The sequence below is a fragment of the Paenibacillus sp. G34 genome (genome assembly GCF_056856875.1).
The window spans coordinates 2,696,966-2,716,093 of the sequence record NZ_CM166469.1; the positions used below are offsets into that span (position 1 = coordinate 2,696,966).

Annotated in this window: 17 protein-coding genes; 14 read left to right on the forward strand and 3 right to left on the reverse strand. The window is 44.2% G+C overall.

What is annotated here, in order from left to right; genetic code table 11:
- Positions 1 to 32: 32 nt before the first annotated feature.
- A complete protein-coding gene (locus AC1VYS_RS12480; RefSeq protein WP_482914499.1) occupies positions 33 to 935 on the reverse strand; it encodes a LysR family transcriptional regulator in 903 nt (300 codons plus the stop codon).
- A 177-nt stretch (positions 936 to 1,112) separates the two neighbouring features.
- On the opposite strand from AC1VYS_RS12480, the gene AC1VYS_RS12485 reads away from it, so the two are divergent.
- The 6 genes from AC1VYS_RS12485 (at position 1,113) to AC1VYS_RS12510 (ending at position 8,681) form a co-directional block, all read left to right on the forward strand.
- Positions 1,113 to 2,024, forward strand: coding sequence for a DMT family transporter (locus AC1VYS_RS12485; RefSeq protein WP_482914500.1), 912 nt, complete (start codon positions 1,113 to 1,115; stop codon positions 2,022 to 2,024).
- Positions 2,025 to 2,179: 155 nt separating this feature from the next.
- Positions 2,180 to 3,241, forward strand: a complete 1,062-nt coding sequence (locus AC1VYS_RS12490) for a LacI family DNA-binding transcriptional regulator (protein WP_482934518.1) — start codon at positions 2,180 to 2,182, stop codon at positions 3,239 to 3,241.
- 248 nt (positions 3,242 to 3,489) lie between these two features.
- Positions 3,490 to 6,039 (forward strand): beta-mannosidase, encoded by a 2,550-nt coding sequence (locus AC1VYS_RS12495; RefSeq protein WP_482914501.1) that lies wholly within the window; start codon positions 3,490 to 3,492, stop codon positions 6,037 to 6,039.
- A 204-nt stretch (positions 6,040 to 6,243) separates the two neighbouring features.
- Positions 6,244 to 6,819 (forward strand): hypothetical protein, encoded by a 576-nt coding sequence (locus tag AC1VYS_RS12500; protein ID WP_482914502.1) that lies wholly within the window; start codon positions 6,244 to 6,246, stop codon positions 6,817 to 6,819.
- A gap of 117 nt (positions 6,820 to 6,936) precedes the next feature.
- On the forward strand, positions 6,937 to 7,644 hold the full coding sequence (locus tag AC1VYS_RS12505) for a response regulator transcription factor (RefSeq protein WP_482914503.1): 708 nt from the start codon (positions 6,937 to 6,939) through the stop codon (positions 7,642 to 7,644).
- Positions 7,641 to 8,681: a sensor histidine kinase gene (locus AC1VYS_RS12510; protein WP_482914504.1), complete on the forward strand. Its 1,041-nt coding sequence runs from the start codon at positions 7,641 to 7,643 to the stop codon at positions 8,679 to 8,681. The genes AC1VYS_RS12505 and AC1VYS_RS12510 overlap by 4 nt, the downstream gene beginning before the upstream one ends.
- 109 nt (positions 8,682 to 8,790) lie before the next feature.
- On the opposite strand, the gene AC1VYS_RS12515 is transcribed toward AC1VYS_RS12510, so the two are convergent.
- The gene (locus AC1VYS_RS12515) at positions 8,791 to 9,456 is read right to left on the reverse strand and encodes a hypothetical protein (RefSeq protein ID WP_482914505.1); all 666 of its coding nucleotides are present in this window, start codon (positions 9,454 to 9,456) and stop codon (positions 8,791 to 8,793) included.
- Between the two features lie 79 nt (positions 9,457 to 9,535).
- The gene (locus AC1VYS_RS12520) at positions 9,536 to 10,057 is read right to left on the reverse strand and encodes a zinc metalloprotease (protein WP_482914506.1); all 522 of its coding nucleotides are present in this window, start codon (positions 10,055 to 10,057) and stop codon (positions 9,536 to 9,538) included.
- Positions 10,058 to 10,284: 227 nt separating this feature from the next.
- Here AC1VYS_RS12520 and AC1VYS_RS12525 point away from each other — a divergent pair, with 227 nt between their 5' ends.
- The 8 genes from AC1VYS_RS12525 (at position 10,285) to AC1VYS_RS12560 (ending at position 19,122) form a co-directional block, all read left to right on the forward strand.
- Entirely contained in the window at positions 10,285 to 10,962 is a 678-nt protein-coding gene (locus tag AC1VYS_RS12525) for an SOS response-associated peptidase (RefSeq protein ID WP_482914507.1), read from the forward strand.
- A 297-nt stretch (positions 10,963 to 11,259) separates the two neighbouring features.
- On the forward strand, positions 11,260 to 12,393 hold the full coding sequence (locus AC1VYS_RS12530; protein WP_482914508.1) for an NADH-dependent flavin oxidoreductase: 1,134 nt from the start codon (positions 11,260 to 11,262) through the stop codon (positions 12,391 to 12,393).
- 290 nt (positions 12,394 to 12,683) lie between these two features.
- Entirely contained in the window at positions 12,684 to 13,097 is a 414-nt protein-coding gene (locus tag AC1VYS_RS12535) for a GNAT family N-acetyltransferase (protein WP_482934519.1), read from the forward strand.
- A gap of 355 nt (positions 13,098 to 13,452) precedes the next feature.
- Positions 13,453 to 14,652: a UDP-4-amino-4,6-dideoxy-N-acetyl-beta-L-altrosamine transaminase gene (pseC, locus tag AC1VYS_RS12540; RefSeq protein WP_482914977.1), complete on the forward strand. Its 1,200-nt coding sequence runs from the start codon at positions 13,453 to 13,455 to the stop codon at positions 14,650 to 14,652.
- A gap of 39 nt (positions 14,653 to 14,691) precedes the next feature.
- Positions 14,692 to 16,056: an MATE family efflux transporter gene (locus AC1VYS_RS12545; protein WP_482914510.1), complete on the forward strand. Its 1,365-nt coding sequence runs from the start codon at positions 14,692 to 14,694 to the stop codon at positions 16,054 to 16,056.
- Complete coding sequence (locus tag AC1VYS_RS12550) at positions 16,053 to 17,024, forward strand: NAD-dependent epimerase/dehydratase family protein (RefSeq protein WP_482914511.1); 972 nt, start codon at positions 16,053 to 16,055, stop codon at positions 17,022 to 17,024. The genes AC1VYS_RS12545 and AC1VYS_RS12550 overlap by 4 nt, the downstream gene beginning before the upstream one ends.
- Complete coding sequence (locus AC1VYS_RS12555) at positions 17,021 to 17,947, forward strand: TIM barrel protein (protein WP_482914512.1); 927 nt, start codon at positions 17,021 to 17,023, stop codon at positions 17,945 to 17,947. The genes AC1VYS_RS12550 and AC1VYS_RS12555 overlap by 4 nt, the downstream gene beginning before the upstream one ends.
- Complete coding sequence (locus tag AC1VYS_RS12560) at positions 17,908 to 19,122, forward strand: M20/M25/M40 family metallo-hydrolase (RefSeq protein WP_482914513.1); 1,215 nt, start codon at positions 17,908 to 17,910, stop codon at positions 19,120 to 19,122. Before AC1VYS_RS12555 ends, AC1VYS_RS12560 begins: the two co-directional genes overlap by 40 nt.
- Positions 19,123 to 19,128: the final 6 nt, after the last annotated feature.

Genomic DNA, 19,128 nt, shown 5'->3' on the forward strand with positions numbered 1-19,128 from the left:
ATCGTTAACACGTTAGTTGACTATCCAAAATGCTACACTAAACTTTCTGACTGGAAATCTTCTCGTCCAGAGTTGAGCCATTGCTGGACTTCTTCAATGAAACGTCTTGCTGCGGGCGACAGATTCTGAAGCGAAGCACAGGCTAAACCAATCATTCGGTAAGGGTCACCTGCAAGTGGCACGAGTGCGAGTGAGTCGGTATGATTTTGCAGCACCATCTCGGGAAGCAGACTGATGCCAAGTCCGCTCCGAACCATGGCCATAATGGCTTGATCCTCGGCAACTTCATAGACAACGTTTAATTTGGCAGCGTGCTGCCGGATCAAACGTTCGATTTCGTTGTCTCCACCCCATTTGGGAAGGATGAAAGGCTGTTCCAGTAAAAGTTCAAACGACACAGATGTTTCGGTAGCGAGAGCATGATCCAGAGGCAGGATGCACATCATCCTGTCTTTTTGCAATGTGATGGTTTCAAATGGTGAGGATTCGCCAAGGGACAAAAAGCCAAGGTCGATGGCACCGCTGGCCAGCCAGTTTTCAATTTCGGCATAATCACCTTCCCACAGCTTGATCTCAATTCCCGGATGCCGGAGCCTGAACTGCTTGAGAATACCGGGAAGCCACTGGGTGGAGACACTGGCAAAAGTACCGATTCGTACCGTACCTATCTCTGCCCCGCGGATCAGGGAGATTTCCTGGTTCATCAGCTCTGCCCAGCGGGTGATCTCCCGTGTATAACCAAGAATACGCTCACCCTCTGCGGTGACTCGAACCCCGGAACGGCTACGATGTAACAAAGAGAAACCACATTCACTTTCCAGACTAGCGATAGCGTGGCTGACGGCCGATTGTGTAATATTCAGGGCTTCAGAGGCTTTGGTCAGACTGCCGTATTCCACAACTGTATTTAAAATTTCATATTTAATCAGTGACATTATACAATGACTTCCTTCCAAGTTAGCCTATGTTTCTATACATGAATTTATTTCATATTAACTATTATAAATATTCATTTTTATAATGCAAAGAGATCGTTTATACTTGCCAAGGCGAGTTAGTTTGGTACATACAACGCAGCTCAGACTATATAGTAGAATGAAGGTAGAAGCAAGATGAGTGGGTTACAGGGAAATCAGATTCAAACATCACGAAGAGCAGACGTGCAGATGCTGCTTGCAACCGTGATATGGGGTTCTTCTTATCTGTTTATGAAATCGGGACTAGCATCCATACAGGAACTTAATTTAATTGCTTTACGATTTGGAATCGCCTTTATAGCGGCAGGAATTCTCTTTCACCGCCGTTTGAGAAGTGTAGATCGTGGTACGTTCCTTGCTGGAGGTGTGCTGGGTACAGCTCTGTTTGCCGCGTTTGTATTCATCACTTATGGTGTACAGCGAACGACAGCGTCTCAGGCGGGGTTTCTAATCAGTTTGGCGGTTATTTTTGTGCCAATTATAACGACAGTCATGCGCCGTCGGTTGCCGGACAAACGACTAGGTGTCAGCATTGTGGTCGCTGTAGCAGGGCTTGGACTATTAACGCTTCAACATGAAATGAGCCTGCATCTCGGGGATTTGTTGTGTATTCTGGCGGCATTGGTTTACGCCGTTTATATTATGCTTGCAGGTAAATATACACCGAAGCATGATCCTCTTACACTGGGAATCATTCAACTGGGTGTAGCAGCTTTGTGGGGAACCGCAGCCACATTTTTGTTTGAAACACCGCAACTGCCGGATACACCGGAATCTTGGGCATCGATCCTGGGTCTTGGCATATTATGCAGTGGGCTTGGTTATATTTTGCAAACTTTTGCCCAGCGCCATGCTTCTCCTACAAGGACGAGCTTGATCTTTTCGCTGGAGCCGCTATTTGCCGCTGCGTTTGCTTTTATCTTTCAGGGGGAGTCCCTTACGCTGCAAGGATACTGCGGAGCAGCGTTGATGCTGATTGGCGTACTCATTACGGAGATCAAGCTGTCGCAGCCTGTGTTCAGGCGAAGAAAACGTCCGGTGTTATAGAGCTAGCTGAATATGGATGGGAATCATCTAAAGTTGTTTAGTTGAAGACAGTCGGCCATAGATAAACGGAAGTCACAGATTATTCAGTTTCTAACCTAACAAACCTCGAAAGAACAAAACATGTTTTGTTCATTCGGGGTTTTATGCTACACTGGATGAAAAATCAGGAGAATCAGGTGAGCAAGATGGGCAAAAGAGTGACCATGCAGCAGATTGCAGATGCTGCAGGAGTATCCAAGTTTGCAGTTTCCCGTGCACTTACGGGTAAGCCGGGGGTCAGTGAGCATACGCGCGAGATGATAGTCAGAACCGCGGGACAGCTGGGTTATTTTAAAATAGAACCAAAATATAAAGCAATGGAGTCTCCTATATCTTCTGGCAAAAAGTTCGAGAAGAAACAGGAAGGCACCATATTGATTTTGTTTCCCAATATACGATCTCAAAATCGTTCTTCCTTGTACTGGGGCCCTGTATTCGACGGGATTTCGGCGCGTTTGAATGAGCAGGGTATGGATATTTTGACGCTCACGGAGCCTTCTTCCGATGATATGTTTTCGGTTCTTAATCCAGACGCCATTCGAGGTGTCATTACGGTGGGTACAATCTCGACGCAAGTTTTGCTGGAAATCTACCGTTTGCGTATTCCGCTTGTCATGGTAGATCACGAGGATTCGGCAATTCATACGGACACGGTATTTACTGACAACGTAAAAGGGATGAAAGAATTGGTTATTATGCTTGCAACCAAGGGATACAAGCGGTTCCTGTTTGCTGGACAGTTGCCTGATGCTGTTAGTTTCAGGGAACGGTGGTTGGGATATCGGATGGGACTTGAGGAAATGCAGCTACACTCAGATCAGCCTGCGGGACTGTTGGTGCAGGAGTATACGGATATGCAGCAAACAATCACAGACATGAGCCTTGAAGATATTCCAGAGGTGATCGTCTGTGCGAATGACCACACTGCCTACATTATGATTGAGGCTTTGCGGAGTCGTGACGTCCAGGTTCCAGAACAGTGTGCTGTGACAGGGTTTGATAATACGCGGACGGATGACCCTATTATGGCTACGGCACATATTCACAAAGAGCATCTCGGAGCGCGAGCTGTGGATCAACTTTTGTGGCGAATAAATAATCCCGAAGCTCCCCATGAACGTAAGCTGATTCATGCGGAACTTATTATGCGGGACGAGTATCATTCATTGTTAGCGTAATGAAGTAAAGTTTTTTGGTTTTTACAGAGTTTGGGAAGAAAAAACAAAACATATTCATAGAGACATGGAGAGGTAGGTAGCTCTCTATGTCTTTTTTTGTGATGGATGAGATAATAAGATGGATTTGATTCAACAAATGCATTGACTATTATGTAGCTAACATGTTAATTTTGTTTTGTTAATTGTTTGCTATCGTAATAACAAAACCTAACAAAAAACTTTTATTACGAACCACATGGGAGGCTGTCATGAGCATAAACCAATCGCAACTGTTTGAAAACTGGACGTTCAAGGCGTGTGAAGATCAGGAGTGGATGCCGGCTCAGGTGCCAGGATGCGTACATACTGATCTGCTGAGATTAGGCAAAATTCCCGACCCGTTCTATGGAACGAATGAGAGGGAAGTACAGTGGATCGACAAGAAGGACTGGGAGTATCGTACAATCTTTGATGTTGAGGCCTCACTCTATGGACAGGAGCATTTGGAACTTGTTTTTGACGGACTGGATACGTATGCGGATGTATATGTGAATGATACACATGTGTTGTCTACGGATAACATGTTTCGGGTTTGGAAGGCAGATATAAAAGCATTAGTGAAGGAACAGGGGAACATGCTTCGCATTCATTTTCGTTCTCCCATTCAGGAGGATCTGCCGAAGCTGGAAAAGCTGGGATATGCCTTGCCTGCATCCAATGACCAATCTGACGTGGGCGGTCTCGGGGATAAACGAGTAAGTATCTTTGCTCGCAAAGCGCCATATCATTACGGCTGGGATTGGGGGCCACGTTTTGTCACCAGTGGCATCTGGCGTGAAGTTAGGCTTGAGGGATGGACAGATGTGAAAATTAATGATCTATTTATCCGGCAAAATGAAGTGAATGCCTCTTTGGCACAAGTCACCGCCGTTGTAGAAGTGGAAACCTCTCAGCCTATAGATACCGTTATTCGCGTAGGCACAGATGGTCAGCGGTGGGAGAAGGCCGTATCTTTGCAAGCCGGTTCCCATACGGTAGAGGTCCCAATCTCGATTCAGAATCCAAAGCTCTGGTGGAGCCGTGGACTGGGTGAAGCGTATCGGTATGCATTTGCTGCCGAAGTACTTCAGGGTGAGCGTGCTGTCGCAGCCTACGAGGTCAAAACGGGACTTCGTTCCATCCGTCTTGTGCGCGATTCGGACGAAGCCGGGGCTTCCTTTTATTTTGAATTGAACGGAGTTGCGGTGTTCGCCAAAGGAGCCAACCACATTCCGAATGACAGTTTTATCACCGAAGTGACACGAGAACGGTACATGCATGAGATCATATCGGCCGCTGAGTCCAACATGAATATGCTGCGTGTATGGGGTGGTGGCTTTTATGAAGAGGATGTGTTCTACGACCTGTGTGATGAATACGGTATCATGGTGTGGCAGGATTTTATGTTCGCGTGCAGCATGTATCCGGGTGATGAAGCGTTCCTGAACAGTGTCCGCCATGAAGCGATTGACAATGTGAAACGGCTACGTAACCATCCGAGTATTGTACTGTGGTGTGGCAACAATGAGATTGATTCGGCTTGGGCGCATTATAATGAAAATGGTGGCTGGGGCTGGAAAAAAGATTACAACGCCGAACAGCGCAAGCGCATCTGGGCAGATTATGAAGCGATTTTCCATGACCTACTGCCAGAAGTGGTCGAAGCGTATGCACCTGGCATCGACTACTGGCCTTCTTCCCCAATTGTATCGTTGACAGGAGACGAGAAACAGCATGCTCATCCGTCTACATCGGAAGGGGATATCCATTATTGGGGCGTGTGGCACAATGTAGAGCCTTTTGAGAATTATAATACTTATGTCGGCCGTTTTATGAGTGAGTATGGATTCCAGTCGTTTCCGGAATACAAGTCGGTACGCACGTATGCGGAGCAAGAAGACTTGGCCTTGGAGTCAGAGGTCATGCTTGCACATCAGAAGAATGGTGCGGGTAATCGACTGATCAAGCAGTATATGGATATGTATTTGCATGAACCGAAGGATTTCCCATCCTTCCTGTATATGAGTCAGGTGCTTCAAGCAGAAGCAATGAAAACGGCAATCGAAGCCCATCGCCGCCGTAAACCGTACTGTATGGGCACGTTATATTGGCAGATGAATGATTGCTGGCCTGTCGCTTCGTGGGCGGGTATGGATTATCTTGGTCGCTGGAAGGCATTGCAATATTATGCGAAGCGTAGTTTCAATGATGTATTGGTCTCCGTAGATGGTACTCAAGAAGAAGTCACCGATATCTATGTGATTTCCGATCAACTGAAACCGGTGGAGGGGAGATTACACATTCGTTTGATTGGATTCGATGGAGCCGTGCATCGGGAGGAAACACACGAAGTAAGCTTGGGGCCGAATTCTGGTGAGAAGTTGTTATCTTTGCGTAATGCAGATTGGCTTGAAGGTCGTGATCCTGCGACAACGCTGCTTCGGTTGGATCTTCATCAAGAAGGTGTAACGGAGATTGGTCAGGAGCACTATTTTTTGCCCGCCAAAGAGCTTGCGCTTCAGCCGGCCAACATCAAGGTCAGCGGAGGAGCCGATGAGGATGGTGTGCATCTGGTGCTGGAAAGTGACGTGCTTGCCAAACAGGTCTGGATGTCCTCGGAAGTCGAAGGGGTGTTTTCGGATAACTTCTTTGATCTGATTCCTGGTCTTCCGGTAAAGGTGAAGTTCACCTCAAGAGAAGGATTACAGCAAGCAGAAGTCATTTCGAATCCAGGAGCGGTCCAGGTTCGATCCATGGCTGATTTTATTCGTGTGAACTAATTGTTAGACAAGTTGAAAATAAGACGTAGCCAAACGAATGATACGGTTGAAGTCTCTCGAAAAGAGGATTTCAACCGTTTTTTATTTACAGGGGGATACAAATATTTACATCGTAATGCTTTCGTAATATTTTGCTTAGAGAATCGTAAGTTATTTTCTTTATTGTAGTCCATGCAAGCAACTAAACCATGGAGAGTGATAACAATGATGAAAACAAGTAAAAGCAAAAAAGCGATGGTAGCAGCAGTTTTGATGATGTCTTTAACTTTTTCGGGATTAGCAAATGCAGGCGCTACAGAGATGAAGATGATTAAAAAGGATGGCATGGAGCTTGTTCAATTGAGACAGGCGGCCAAAATGTATGGTTACAGCATTATGTGGGACAGCAAAGACCGGTCGGTAACGTTAATGTATATGGACAAAATGCACGACACGATGATGAAAGATGGTATGACAATGAAAGATGATGTGAAAATGAAAAGTGACATGATGATGGACGATGATATGATGAAGCAAGATGACACCATGATGGAAGATGACCAAATGAAGCAAGATGACATGATGATGAAGGACGATATGATGATGAAGGACGACATGATGATGGAAGAAGGTATGATGCCTGCGGCTAAAACCATTAAAATGTGGGTTGATTCTAAAAAAATGATGGTAGACGGCATGCAGGTTAGCTTGAAGTCGATGCCTACAATCCATGAGGGCAACACATATGTGACGGACATGGTCATCTCCAAATATATGATGCCTATGAAGGCTATGAAGTGAAGGCGATGAAATAAACGTAAAAAGTGAAAGTAAAACAGCTCAATATTTACTGAAGCATGATCATCACCCTGTGATATGATGATTCAAAATGCTTGTTCTGAATATGGGGTGAGTTCATTGAATGAAGTTATCATGGTCGCTGATGATGATAGTAATATAACAGATGTTTGCCGAAGGTATCTGGAAAGGGAAGGTTATACCGTTGTAACAGCTAAGGATGGCATGGAAGCGATTGAGCTGTGGCGCAGTCACACGCCAGATCTGATTGTGCTAGACCTGATGATGCCACATAAAAATGGCTGGGAAATCTGTAACGAGATTCGGCAAACCGAGGATGTGCCCATTGTGATGCTGACCGCTCGCGGGGAAGAGCAGGATCGACTGATGGGTCTGACGATGGGAGCGGATGATTATCTGACCAAGCCGTTTAGTCCGAGAGAGTTGGTTCTGCGTGTCAAAGCGATATTGCGGAGAATGCGAACGATACAGGTTTCATCTGCATCTGCACAATCCTCACATACGATTCGTTATGAAGGGCTGACGATTGATTTTGTGAAACGCGAGGTAGAGATTAACGGACGGCTGATTGACTTAACGGTTACCGAATTTGAGATGTTGTATTTGCTGGCGAGTCACCCCGGACAGGTATTCTCGCGTAGTCAGATGTTAAGTGAAATCTGGGACTTTAGCTACGAAGGAGATACGACCACAGTAACTGTTCATGTTCGGAGATTACGAGAGAAGATCGAGCAAAATGCTTCAGATCCGAAATATATTAAAACCGTTTGGGGTATTGGTTACAAGTTTGCAGGTGAGTCATCATGAAACTACGTTCGTATCTGGTTTTGTCGAGTCTTCTAGGCATTGGTGTATTGTTGATTTGTTTGTTCATTAGCTATTCCAAAATGCTGCTTACGATTGAACAGTTTTATTGGTTGTCGGGGGTAACGACTGGGGTGGGGGTACTTTCCTTTGTTATTCAGTATGTACTGACCAAGCCTTTGGAAAAATCAATATCACGTATTACTGAACATACAATACGAGTGGCCGAAGGGGATTTCCGCACGGAAGTCCCTCTCATCGGACCGCGGGAATTCAAACTGCTCGCACAGCAATTTAATGAAATGAGCGCCAGGCTAAAGGATAGCTTTGATCATCTGCATCACTCCGAATCGGCCAGACGAGAGCTGGTTGCCAATGTGTCTCATGACTTGCGCACACCGCTGGCGTCGATTCAGGCCTTTGTTGAAGCGCTCGAGGACGATGTGATCAAGGATGAAGCTACCTTTCAACGTTATCTGAATACGATTCGCCTTGAAACGAGAAGGCTGGGAGGGCTCATACAGGACTTGTTTGATCTATCGAGTCTGGAAGCCCAAGGGGAGCCGTTTGATCCGGAGCCCAGCCATGTCGACGAGTTGCTGCTTTGCACGCTCGAAAGTTTTTCGTTCCATCTTGCCGAGAAACAGCTGAATGTTGAGATTGAGCTGCCTGATCGATTGCCAGCCGCTATGATGGTACCTGCACAGATGAAACGGGTGCTCTCCAATTTACTGCAAAATGCCATTCAGTACTCTTCACCTGAAGGCACAATCACGCTTACTGCAACAGAGCAGGGAGCATTTTTGCGAATTGCGGTGACCGATCAAGGTGAGGGAATTGAAGCGGAAGAAACGACACGTATTTTCGAACGGTTTTACCGAATCGATAAAGCTCGCAGTAAAAGTAATGGTGGAGCGGGACTTGGGCTCGCAATAGCTCAATCTATTGTAGAACGGCATGGAGGTAAAATCGGGGTGCAGAGTACCAAGGGAGAGGGAAGCTGCTTCTGGTTTACCCTTCCGGTATATGCCACATGTTAGCTGTGGGTGGTGGAGATGTCGTCAGAGCAATAATAAAAAACGTGCTGCCCGGTTTTCCGAGCGGCACGTTCCTTTATTTTATGTAGAGCAAAGAAGCATTAAAGAAGAATTATGGATTGGACTGTTCGTTTTTGATTTGTTCAAGTTCGCTCAGGCTGAGCGTCAGATCGTTCTCCGGATTTGCACTGACAATCACTTCAGATGCGGTTTGCTGGCTGGCCTGACCTGATTTCGGAGCAGGTTTGACTACATAGAGACTCTGAACACTGTTCAGCAGGCTTGCAGGGGTGTCCGCATAGGTCTCAAGAAAAAGTACATAATCTTTGGCTGGCATAAGCGTGAGGCTGTCATCATTGACAATTTCGGTGTTGCCCAGTTGGCCGCCTAGTTGCTTGACTTCAAGCTGATCCCCGGCTGTGTAACCCCCTTTGTAAGATTCAGTTACCTGAACCCTATAGATCGTATAGATTTTGTCAAAAGAAACCTGTGCATCTGCCGAACTTCCGGCGGCCTTACTAATATTCGGATCTTGGAAGTCAGTCTGCACGGAGTCATCCAAAGCTTCGACCCGGGTCTGCATTACATTGCCCTTCACGATGGTATCAGCCCGGTCAGACAAAGCGTCAACATTGCCATAATTGGGATAATCCTCGGAAGCGATAATCGTGAGGGGAGCTTCTGGGGGAGAAGCACCTGGAGTGGCTGGAGAGCAGCCAACGACAGACAGGATCATTATGCATGAGGTAAGCAATACGAGTGCTCGATTCTTTTTCATAGATCGGAATCCTCCTTATAATAGGCTTGAAAGTTCTGATAATAGGCTTGAAAGTTCTGAATGAATTACATACGTCGTATTAGTATCTGGATCTGACATTATTGATATCGAAAGTTTGCGGTTTGGTCATGGAATTACGATTGCGCGTGTAAGACATAATGGAAGGGCTGTTTGTTGTCGGGTTGTCACCAAGCCAGACGGAGTGACCCAGTTCATGGACAAACACGCTTTGAATAAAGTTGGATAAGTTGGATGCATCTGCAGTAATCGTGGAGGCGTTGAGTTCGATGCGGAAGCTGACAACCTGATTGCCGGAGACGGAGGCGTAGTTGACACCATAAGCGGTATTGTTAAAGTTGCCAGCGGTGATCGTGTTCTGAGCATTATTTGTTTTGACGAATTTCACTTTAGCTCCGGCATTGTTCCAGTTGGCAAGAGAAGTATCCATCGGACCCTGCCATGCAGAAGCGTAGTTGTAGGTGCGGATCGGGATGGTGGAGCTCGGGTAGCCGTAATTCAAAAAGGTTGCTGCGTAGATCGTGCTGCCAAACATCGCAAGCGCTGAGAACAACATCAGGCTCATCAAGAACTTCCTTTTCATACTTAAAACCTCCAATAAATGTATATTTTCTCTATTATAGTAACAAGTAAAAGTGAACCTGAAATGAGTCTCAAGTCATTGTTTTTGTCGTGGGAAAAAGGAAAAAGCCTGTGCCACAAGAGAATGCTTGTCACAACAAGTCACTTTCTGTCCGGGGAAGTATGCATAAATTCCCTTAACTCACAAATAATACACTCAACCTTACTAAGGAAAAGGAGTGTATGATGATGTGCGAACGCTTTTCACTCGCGGCCGATCTGGACGAAGTTCGGGATCATTTCCAGGTACAACGAGTCATGTATTACTATAAAAATCGTTATAACATTAGCCCAACGCAGCATACACCCATCATTCTTCATCAGGATGGAGAGCGTGTAATGGATGAGTTCCGATGGGGGTTCATTCCATTTTGGGGACGAGATGCGGTGAACGCCAATTTGATGACGGTTCATGAAAATCCCGCGTATTACAAACTGGTGGAAACCAAACGTTGTGTAATTCCTTGTAACGGACTGTATTACTGGCGACAAGAAGGTAAGAAGAGGTATGCCGTGCGTGTTGTGATGCCGGATCGCGGACTTTTTGGCATTGCAGGGCTGTATGAGATTTGGAAAGATACACGCAAGCAACCGCTCCGCACCTGCACGATGCTTATGGCTGGCGCGAACCTTGCGACCCGTGAGTTTGGCAGTAAGATGCCGGCTATTCTCATGGATGAAGAGATCAACACCTGGCTCGATCCGGCCAATACCAGAGTGACACAACTGCTGCCACTGCTTAAAACATACAATCGCACAGAGATGAATCTGTACCCGGTTACGCCAATGGTGGCGAATGACGAACATGATTGTTATGAATGTGTGGAAGAGATGGAGCAGAAGCTTGCTTACGTTCGGAGTTACTGAGCAATGAGTTGACTGAGGAATACCTTAGGTATTACTGAGCTTTTCTGAAGATATAGCTACGTTTATGTTTTTGACTTCGGGGTTTCTGAACTCCCGGAATGGTTAAAAGAACAGGATGGGGCGTCCGAGGACACTCTGTCCTGTTTTACATTCTTCATCGCTTTCGTTTCAGTCTTACAAGGAATGGAAAAATAAAATTTGCAATTGAGTAAAAACGTAATTATAATAATTACAGTAACGGGATGTATATATCTATATATCTATTTAAAAAGATATAATATCAGGAGGGAACCACGAATGAATCCAAAGTATTCGAAAATGTTTGAACAAGTTTCACTGCCAAGCGGCATTACACTGAAAAACCGAATCGTGCTTGCTCCTATGACTCATATGTCTTCTAATCCAGATGGCACAGTATCGGATGCTGAGCTTGCTTACTATGCACGCCGCACGGGCGGAGCAGGTATGTCAGTTACAGCAGTAACGCATGTCACACCTAACGGCATTGGATTTCCCGCTCAATTTGGTTCTTATGATGACAGCTTTGTTCCAGGCCTGAAACGTCTGGCTGAGACCATTAAACAACAAGGTTCTGTTGCTGTGCTGCAAATGTTCCATGCAGGACGTCTGACACCAGAGCAAGCCGTTCCTGCTGGTCAAGTGGTTGCACCTAGTGCAGTCGCAAGTGAACGTCCAGGTTCACCGGAACCAAGAGAAATGACGGATGAAGAGATCACATCGGTCATCCGTGATTTCGGTGAAGCGACTCGCCGTGCGATTGAAGCCGGTTTTGACGGTATTGAGATTCACGGCGCTAATGGTTATCTGATCCAGCAATTTTTCTCTCCACATTCCAATCGCCGTGAAGACCGCTGGGGTGGCAGTGTAGAGAAACGTTTGGCGTTCCCTCTCGCCGTGGTAGACGAAGTACAGCGTGTCGTTGCCGAGCATACCAAGCTTCCATTCATTGTCGGTTACCGCTTCTCGCCGGAAGAGCCTGAAACGCCTGGCCTGACCATGGAGGATACGTATGCACTGATTGATGCTTTGAAAGACAAAAATCTCGACTATTTGCATGTTTCCTTAAATGAATTCTGGTCAAAACCAAGACGTGGTGAAGAGGATACACGTGCCAGAATCGAATTTATTCTGGATCGCGTCGGTGGTAAAGTGCCTGTAATCGGCGTAGGATCGATTCATACCGCAGATGAAGCGGCAGAAGCACTGGAGACGGGGGTGCCGCTGCTTGCGATTGGACGTGAACTCATTATTGAGCCGGATTGGGTCGAGAAGATCGAGAGCGGCCGTGAAGAGGATATTGAGACTATTCTGACAAAATCGGATCAGGAACGTCTGGTCATCCCTGACGGATTGTGGAATGCCATTATCCATACACCGGGCTGGTTCCCTATGGCAGACGATAATAAATAATTTAACTTTAATTAAGGTTTCAGATGAAGACCTAAGATAGCTTAAAACGGTGCGAGTAGCAGAACTCGTGCCGTTTTTTTTATGCATTGAACTGAAAGTGATTTTTTTATGTTTTAAAGGGAAAAATGATTTGAAGTTGAGAATGTAATTTTACGCATAATTAGTTATTATATTACACATGAACGAATACAATATGTAGCTTAACTGATATTAAGGGGGAATTACTGCTGGGTTACCATATTTATGAAATTACAGACCAACTGGAAAAACGGAAGATGATGCCACTGTTGTTGCTTGCAGATGAATCAGAAGACAAAGTTATGGAATATTTGGACGATGGGGACGTCTGGTATCTTGCGGATGATTCTGCTGACCCTTTGGGGGTCATCGTAACGTTCAGATTACACAACGACGCTATCGAGATCAAAAATATTGCTGTTTCTCCCAATCACCAAGGCAAAGGATTGGGCAAGTTACTAATAAACAAAGCCGTATCCGTACATAAACAACGTGGGATTACACATTTTGTTGTGGGGACGGCAAATTCCAGTATAAACAATCTTGCATTTTATCAAAAATTGGGTTTTCGGATATGCGATATCAAAAAAGACTTTTTTCTAGATTATCCTGAAGAGATTTGGGAGAACGGTATAAGGGCCGTAGATATGCTTGTGATGGAAAAATATGAAACTGCTTCGAAATAGAAGAGTGCCTGAGCAAGATATAACTTCTTGCTTAGGCCTTTTTTTGTAATTTTGTAGTAAATATTTACAATTTTTATGTACGGTGTTACAACGAAAAAAATGCTATATATTTTAATATAATACATATTTTTTCATTTTATTGAGGTCATATACGGACCTTTTTGTTGAAAAAGGGGGAAGAAAAGCCTGTGAAATCACGACTTAAGCTTGCGATACCCTAAGAGACTGCAGCAGATGCTTGCAGAATTAAATTCAAAATTGAGGGTATAGCAGCACTTTTTCAAAAACGTTTTCGATCTAGGTTGTGCTGACACTTCATAATCAAATTGGAAAAGAGGAGATTTTGATGCTGAACATGCAAAAAGAACAATTGGCCATGTACGGAGCCAAACCGGTGAGAGAAACTATTCTTCACTACGGGAAACAATCTATTGATGAGACTGATATTGAGAGTGTAGTTCGTGTTTTAAGAAGTGATTTCCTCTCTTCTGGCCCTGAAATTCCTAAATTTGAAAAAGCACTGGCTCAGGAAGCAGGAACTCGATATGCTGTTGCTTTTTCCAGTGGTACTGCTGCGCTGCATGCTGCATGTTATGCTGCCGGCGTCGAATCGGGAAGCGAAGTGATTACTTCACCACTCACTTTTGCTGCAAGTAGTAACTGCGTATTATATATGGGCGGAAAACCGGTCTTTGCCGATATTGACCCCGTTACCTTCAACATAGACCATCGGGAGGTTCATAACAAAATCACCTCACGTACCAAGGCAATGATCATTGTTGATTTTGCTGGACAACCTGCACAATATAACGAGCTACAGGATATGGCTTCAAGTCGAGGGCTAATCACCATACGTGATGCTGCCCATTCAATCGGTTCAATCTATAAAGACCGCCGAGTAGGGATGTCAACAGATATGACGATTTTCAGCTTTCACCCCGTTAAGCATATTACTACAGGGGAAGGTGGGGCGGTTGTAACAGATCGAGAGGATTTCTACCATAAGTTGTTGATGTTCAGAAATCACGGGATTACACGTGATGATAAGATGCTAAAACAGCAGAGTTCGCCAAAATGGTATTACGAAATGCAATTCCTCGGTTATAACTACCGAATCACAGACATGCAGGCTGCATTGGGCACAAGTCAGTTAAGAAGACTGGAGCAATTCGTCGAGCGGCGGCATGAATTGGCGGATCTGTATAATCAGGCTTTTGACAAGATGCCGGGACTAGCATTCCAGCAACAGTCTGAGGACGTATCTTCCAGTTGGCATTTGTACCCTTTGCGATGGGAAAAAGATTTTTTCTCGGTAGACCGAGATACCATTTTTCAAGCTTTGCTTGCCGAAAATATCGGTGTCAATCTTCACTATATTCCAGTTTATTTACATCCATATTATCAGTCCCTTGGCTATCACAAAGGAATGTGTCCAAATGCTGAAGCCATATATGATGAACTGATCACAATCCCTTTGTATCCTATGATGACGGATCGCGATCTACAAGACGTTGTAGACGCAGTTGTTAAGGTATATAACTATTTTTTAAAGTAAGGATTTGAAGCTTGGGCGGACTTAAAGGAGGATGTTGTATTGCAGCCAAGGCAGTTCAACTTATTTCGGCTAACATGGCCTATTTTCATGGATGCTTTCTTTCATATCGTATTAGGTAATGTTGACACAGTGATGCTCTCGCATTATTCCAGTCAAGCTGTTGCTGCTGTAGGCATTTCATCACAAATTTTTGGCATGTTCATTATTATCCTGGAATTTATGGCTATGGGCTCAGGTATACTGATCGCGCAAATGCTTGGAGCAAACCAGCGTATTAAAGCTGCTAACATTGCACAATCTGCAGTATATCTGAATGGACTCATCGGTTTAGTTCTCATTTTTGTACTTTTTTTCTCTGCGCCTTATGTGTTTGGACTATTTAATCTCTCTGGTGAGGCGTACGAATTTGGTGTGCATTACACACAAATTGTGAGCGTTTCTCTTCTATTCGAGGCCATTCTAATTTGTATTAGTACCACGATGAGAAACTATGGTTTTGTTAAAGAACCGATGTTTGTTGTTGTGGGAATGAACGTGGTCAATGTGCTGGGGAACTGTATTGCATTGTTCGGATTTATGGGTATTCCCGAAACAGGGCTTACAGGTGTTGCAGTTACCTCATGTGTGAGTCGATTGCTGGCCGTGATTTGTATCATTTACCTATATAAACGCAAGCTCCAGTTGAAACTCAAATTGGATCGCAATCATTTTATACAAGATTCGAAATCCATTGTTAAGGTAGGCGTTCCCACAGCGGGAGAGAGTTTTTCTTACCAGTCTTCTCAAATCCTTATCACATATTTCGTCACTTTTTTCGGTGTCGTTGCAATTACCACCAAGGTCATTACTTACAATATTATGCTTTTGATTATGATCTTTTCCTATTCCATCGGGCAAGCAACACAAATTGTTATTGGTCATCTCGTAGGAGCAAGAGAGCATAAAAAAGCGTATGAACAAGCTATTTTCAGCTTGAAAATTTCCTCATTAGTCTCCCTTTGCATAGCATTGTTATGTTACTTCTTATCTGAAACTGTGCTTGGGCTGTTTACATCAGATCGAAATATTATTGAAACCGGCAAAGTACTGCTTGCGCTGTCTATATTACTAGAACCTGGCAGGGCATTTAACCTTGTTTTGAGCAGCTCTTTGAAAGCATCAGGTGATATCAAATTTCCAACCCTTCTTGGACTAATAAGTATGTGGGGATTATGTGTACCCGTTGCATTTATTTTGGGAAATGTGCTTGGGTACGGCTTAAAGGGAGTGTGGATTGCTTTTATCATTGATGAGTGGCTGAGAGGCCTAATATTCTATTACCGCTGGAAGCGAATGGGTTGGATTAAAAAGGGGCTAGTGAATACTGAGATGCGGTTGTCCAATGAAAAGGAGATGAGTATATGAAAAGAAATAAGTACTTACTCTTAGGTGGAGGCGGATTCATAGGTTCAGCGATTGCAGAGGAACTTGCGCAAGATCATGATGTCACCATCGCAGATGCAGTACCTTTTACGCAAACGGTTGCCTATCTGAGAGGTCTGAATAATGTTGTTTATATACAAGTAAATGCCGCGGATCGTTCCAGTGTGTTGGAGTTAGGAACGGATTACGATTACATTGTCCATGCTGTAGCGATTTTAGGCATAAACAAGGTGGCTGAGGATTCTATTCTTACGATTAACACCAATTATCTTAGCTGCTTGTATTCACTGGATCTGGCAGACAGGCAAAAGCAGCTGAAAAAATATCTCACTTTTAGTACAAGTGAAGTATATGGACAATACACTGTGGCAGCGAAGGAAATTGATGAATTTTCCATCGGAATTCCAGAGACAGCAAGGTGGTGTTATGCTGCAAGTAAAGTACTAAGCGAACATGTAACCTATGCATATAACAGAGAGAAATCCATACCAACTATTGTTATTCGACCATTTAATGTTTATGGAGAGTATCGTTTCGGAAACAATGCGATTTCCAGTTTTGTTCGCAAGGCGATGAAAAATGAGGATTTAGTGATTAGCGGAACAGGAGAACAGACCAGAGTATGGTGTTATATTAACGACTTTGTCTCAGGGGTTATCCGTGCCTTACATTCCGATTTTCAGGGAGAATCATTTAACTTAGGTAATCCCGGTGAACAGTGTAGCATTAAGGATTTGGCACACCACATAGTGGAGCTGACTAAATCAAGTTCAAAGATTATTATCTCTGGCTCCGATGAACCTGACGTGCAACAGCGAACAGTCGATATTTCGAAAGCTCAAAGCTATCTGGGATATGAGCCTTCTGTATCTTTGCGTGAAGGTTTGAAAAAGTATATTACCTGGGCAAAAAAGATGGAGAGCGCCCAAAAAGCAGGGATATCACAATGACAAAACCGAATGTCTTTGGTTTCTCCTTCTATGCGATTCACGACGATCAACTTCAGCCGCACTATGCTGACCTATTTGGAAAAGTAGAAGCTGCTATTTTCAATCGCGAAGATTTAATCGGTTCTGCCTGGGACACCGTCTGGAAAAATACTTGTCGTGCTGTTGAATTATTCGGCGGCTCGAACACCAGCTTTCATTTTCCCGTGAACAACAGCAATATGGTTTCCGATCCATTCGTAAAATTACGTTTAATTGAAACCTTAAAGCGCTCAGAAGAGCTTGGTATTCCTCATGTTGTTGTTCATTCCAATCAGTTGTATCTGTTAGATGAATATAAACATCAAAATCTGATCGATCTCAGATCCAAATTTCTAGATTGTTTGCAGGATGTTATTTATCAGGCCAGAAGTCATGTTTCGGTATGTTTAGAAAATTTACCTCCTATCGGTAATTTATACGATGATGCAGATCCTCTGTTTTTATTTACTGAAGACTTTCAAAATGCAGAGATAGAAAATGTGTTTATTACTTGGGATATTTGCCATTATTTTAACACAGTATACACGATGAATTTTGCCAGTAATCATCCTACATTCCAAGAGATTCTGCCAAGTTACCAGCTCTGCGACTACATGGATTTCACCAAGATCATGAACCGAATTAAACACTGGCACTTTTCTGCATTTGATCAAATGGCCAATCCCTTCACTCAAACGATTTGCCGGGAAGGTGTCCTTCCTGTGGAGAGTTGTGTGGAAGAGAGTAAGTACGAGTCAGCCTTGAACATGATATACGCGGACGCTGTAGCAGCGAATAAAGCAATCATTTTTGAAATTGCAGAGAAAGACTATACACGCCGCTCGCATGTTCTGAACATGCTGGATTGGGCGAAAAAGGTAGTAAGGGAGCATTCTTTGACATGAGGGCTACCGTTTCTAATCAAGTACATGAGCGTATCCTTGATCTTGGTTCCAGGCTCATTCGTTTATATCCGACCTTCACCAGGCCTGAATCCCAGAAAAAAGCTCAGCTTCTGATTCAAAAGGAGCTGGAGCAAGAGGGATGGGTAACGTATTTAGACGTGTTCACAATTTCAGAGTTACTTAGTACAGATTTCATACGACATCCTTGGGAGTATAACCCTTTTTATCAACAGGGGCGGGAGATGACAAAGCATAATCTATATGCGGTTGCTGATTCAGGGCACCCCGGACCGACACTCATTTTAAACGGGCATATTGATGTAGACATCCTGAACAGTAATAAAGAAGATACGGCATTACCTTGGAATGTTAGTGGAGACATCGCAGATGGGAAATTACTTGGCAGAGGAGCTACCGATATGCTCATCGGGCTTAGTTCTCTCGTTTATACGTTGAGTTTAATCAAAGAACACTTTACAAAAGGAAAGTTGATCTTCACTTCTGTCATTGATGAGGAAATTGGAGGTAACGGTTCGATTCGTGCTTGCGAATGGCTGGAGGAACATGGTTATGCTCCCGATCGGCATGAATGTATAGAAGTACTTATTGCTGAACCCACAAACACGACCATATGTACTTCATCCCTTGGTTTTCTTCCTTTTCAGATTCACATTCGCTCCAAAAGCATACACATGAATGCACAGCATCACAGCCAAGTCGCCGATATAACGACACTTTTCAATGCGATTCACTCGTTCAAAGAAAAGCATGAAGGATTACATCTAAATGTGGGTATCATTTCAGGCGGATCCGATCCCAGTCTACCCATTCAGGACTTAACACTTGAAGGAGTCATTGCAAGTGACAGCAGATATACAACACAAAAGTTGCAGGAACTGTTTAGGCAGGCATTATCGCCCTACACAGTGCAATTTCCAAATTTCATGATTGATCCTATGAAAAACAAGGGTTTGAAGTTCGGTAGAGGGGCTAGACATGAGGAGTTTCCAAGCGCATGTGATGCCTCCGTATTCCACCATTTCGGATATCCGACAGTTATTTTTGGACCCGGCCAATTGGCTCAGGCTCATACGGAAGACGAATTTATTGAAATAAGCGAAGTTAAAAACTATATAGAAAAGTTGAGAGACTGCTTAATAACATTTTTCAGATAACATCGG

Coding starts and splice junctions, on each gene's coding strand:
- AC1VYS_RS12485 (WP_482914500.1), top strand. CDS start 1,113: ATGAGTGGGTTACAGGGAAATCAGATTCAAACATCACGAAGAGCAGAC.
- AC1VYS_RS12515 (WP_482914505.1), bottom strand. CDS start 9,456: ATGAAAAAGAATCGAGCACTCGTATTGCTTACCTCATGCATAATGATC.
- pseC (WP_482914977.1), top strand. CDS start 13,453: ATGCAAAAAGAACAATTGGCCATGTACGGAGCCAAACCGGTGAGAGAA.
- AC1VYS_RS12530 (WP_482914508.1), top strand. CDS start 11,260: ATGAATCCAAAGTATTCGAAAATGTTTGAACAAGTTTCACTGCCAAGC.
- AC1VYS_RS12500 (WP_482914502.1), top strand. CDS start 6,244: ATGATGAAAACAAGTAAAAGCAAAAAAGCGATGGTAGCAGCAGTTTTG.
- AC1VYS_RS12525 (WP_482914507.1), top strand. CDS start 10,285: ATGTGCGAACGCTTTTCACTCGCGGCCGATCTGGACGAAGTTCGGGAT.
- AC1VYS_RS12490 (WP_482934518.1), top strand. CDS start 2,180: ATGAAAAATCAGGAGAATCAGGTGAGCAAGATGGGCAAAAGAGTGACC.
- AC1VYS_RS12550 (WP_482914511.1), top strand. CDS start 16,053: ATGAAAAGAAATAAGTACTTACTCTTAGGTGGAGGCGGATTCATAGGT.
- AC1VYS_RS12520 (WP_482914506.1), bottom strand. CDS start 10,057: ATGAAAAGGAAGTTCTTGATGAGCCTGATGTTGTTCTCAGCGCTTGCG.
- AC1VYS_RS12510 (WP_482914504.1), top strand. CDS start 7,641: ATGAAACTACGTTCGTATCTGGTTTTGTCGAGTCTTCTAGGCATTGGT.
- AC1VYS_RS12555 (WP_482914512.1), top strand. CDS start 17,021: ATGACAAAACCGAATGTCTTTGGTTTCTCCTTCTATGCGATTCACGAC.
- AC1VYS_RS12480 (WP_482914499.1), bottom strand. CDS start 935: ATGTCACTGATTAAATATGAAATTTTAAATACAGTTGTGGAATACGGC.
- AC1VYS_RS12495 (WP_482914501.1), top strand. CDS start 3,490: ATGAGCATAAACCAATCGCAACTGTTTGAAAACTGGACGTTCAAGGCG.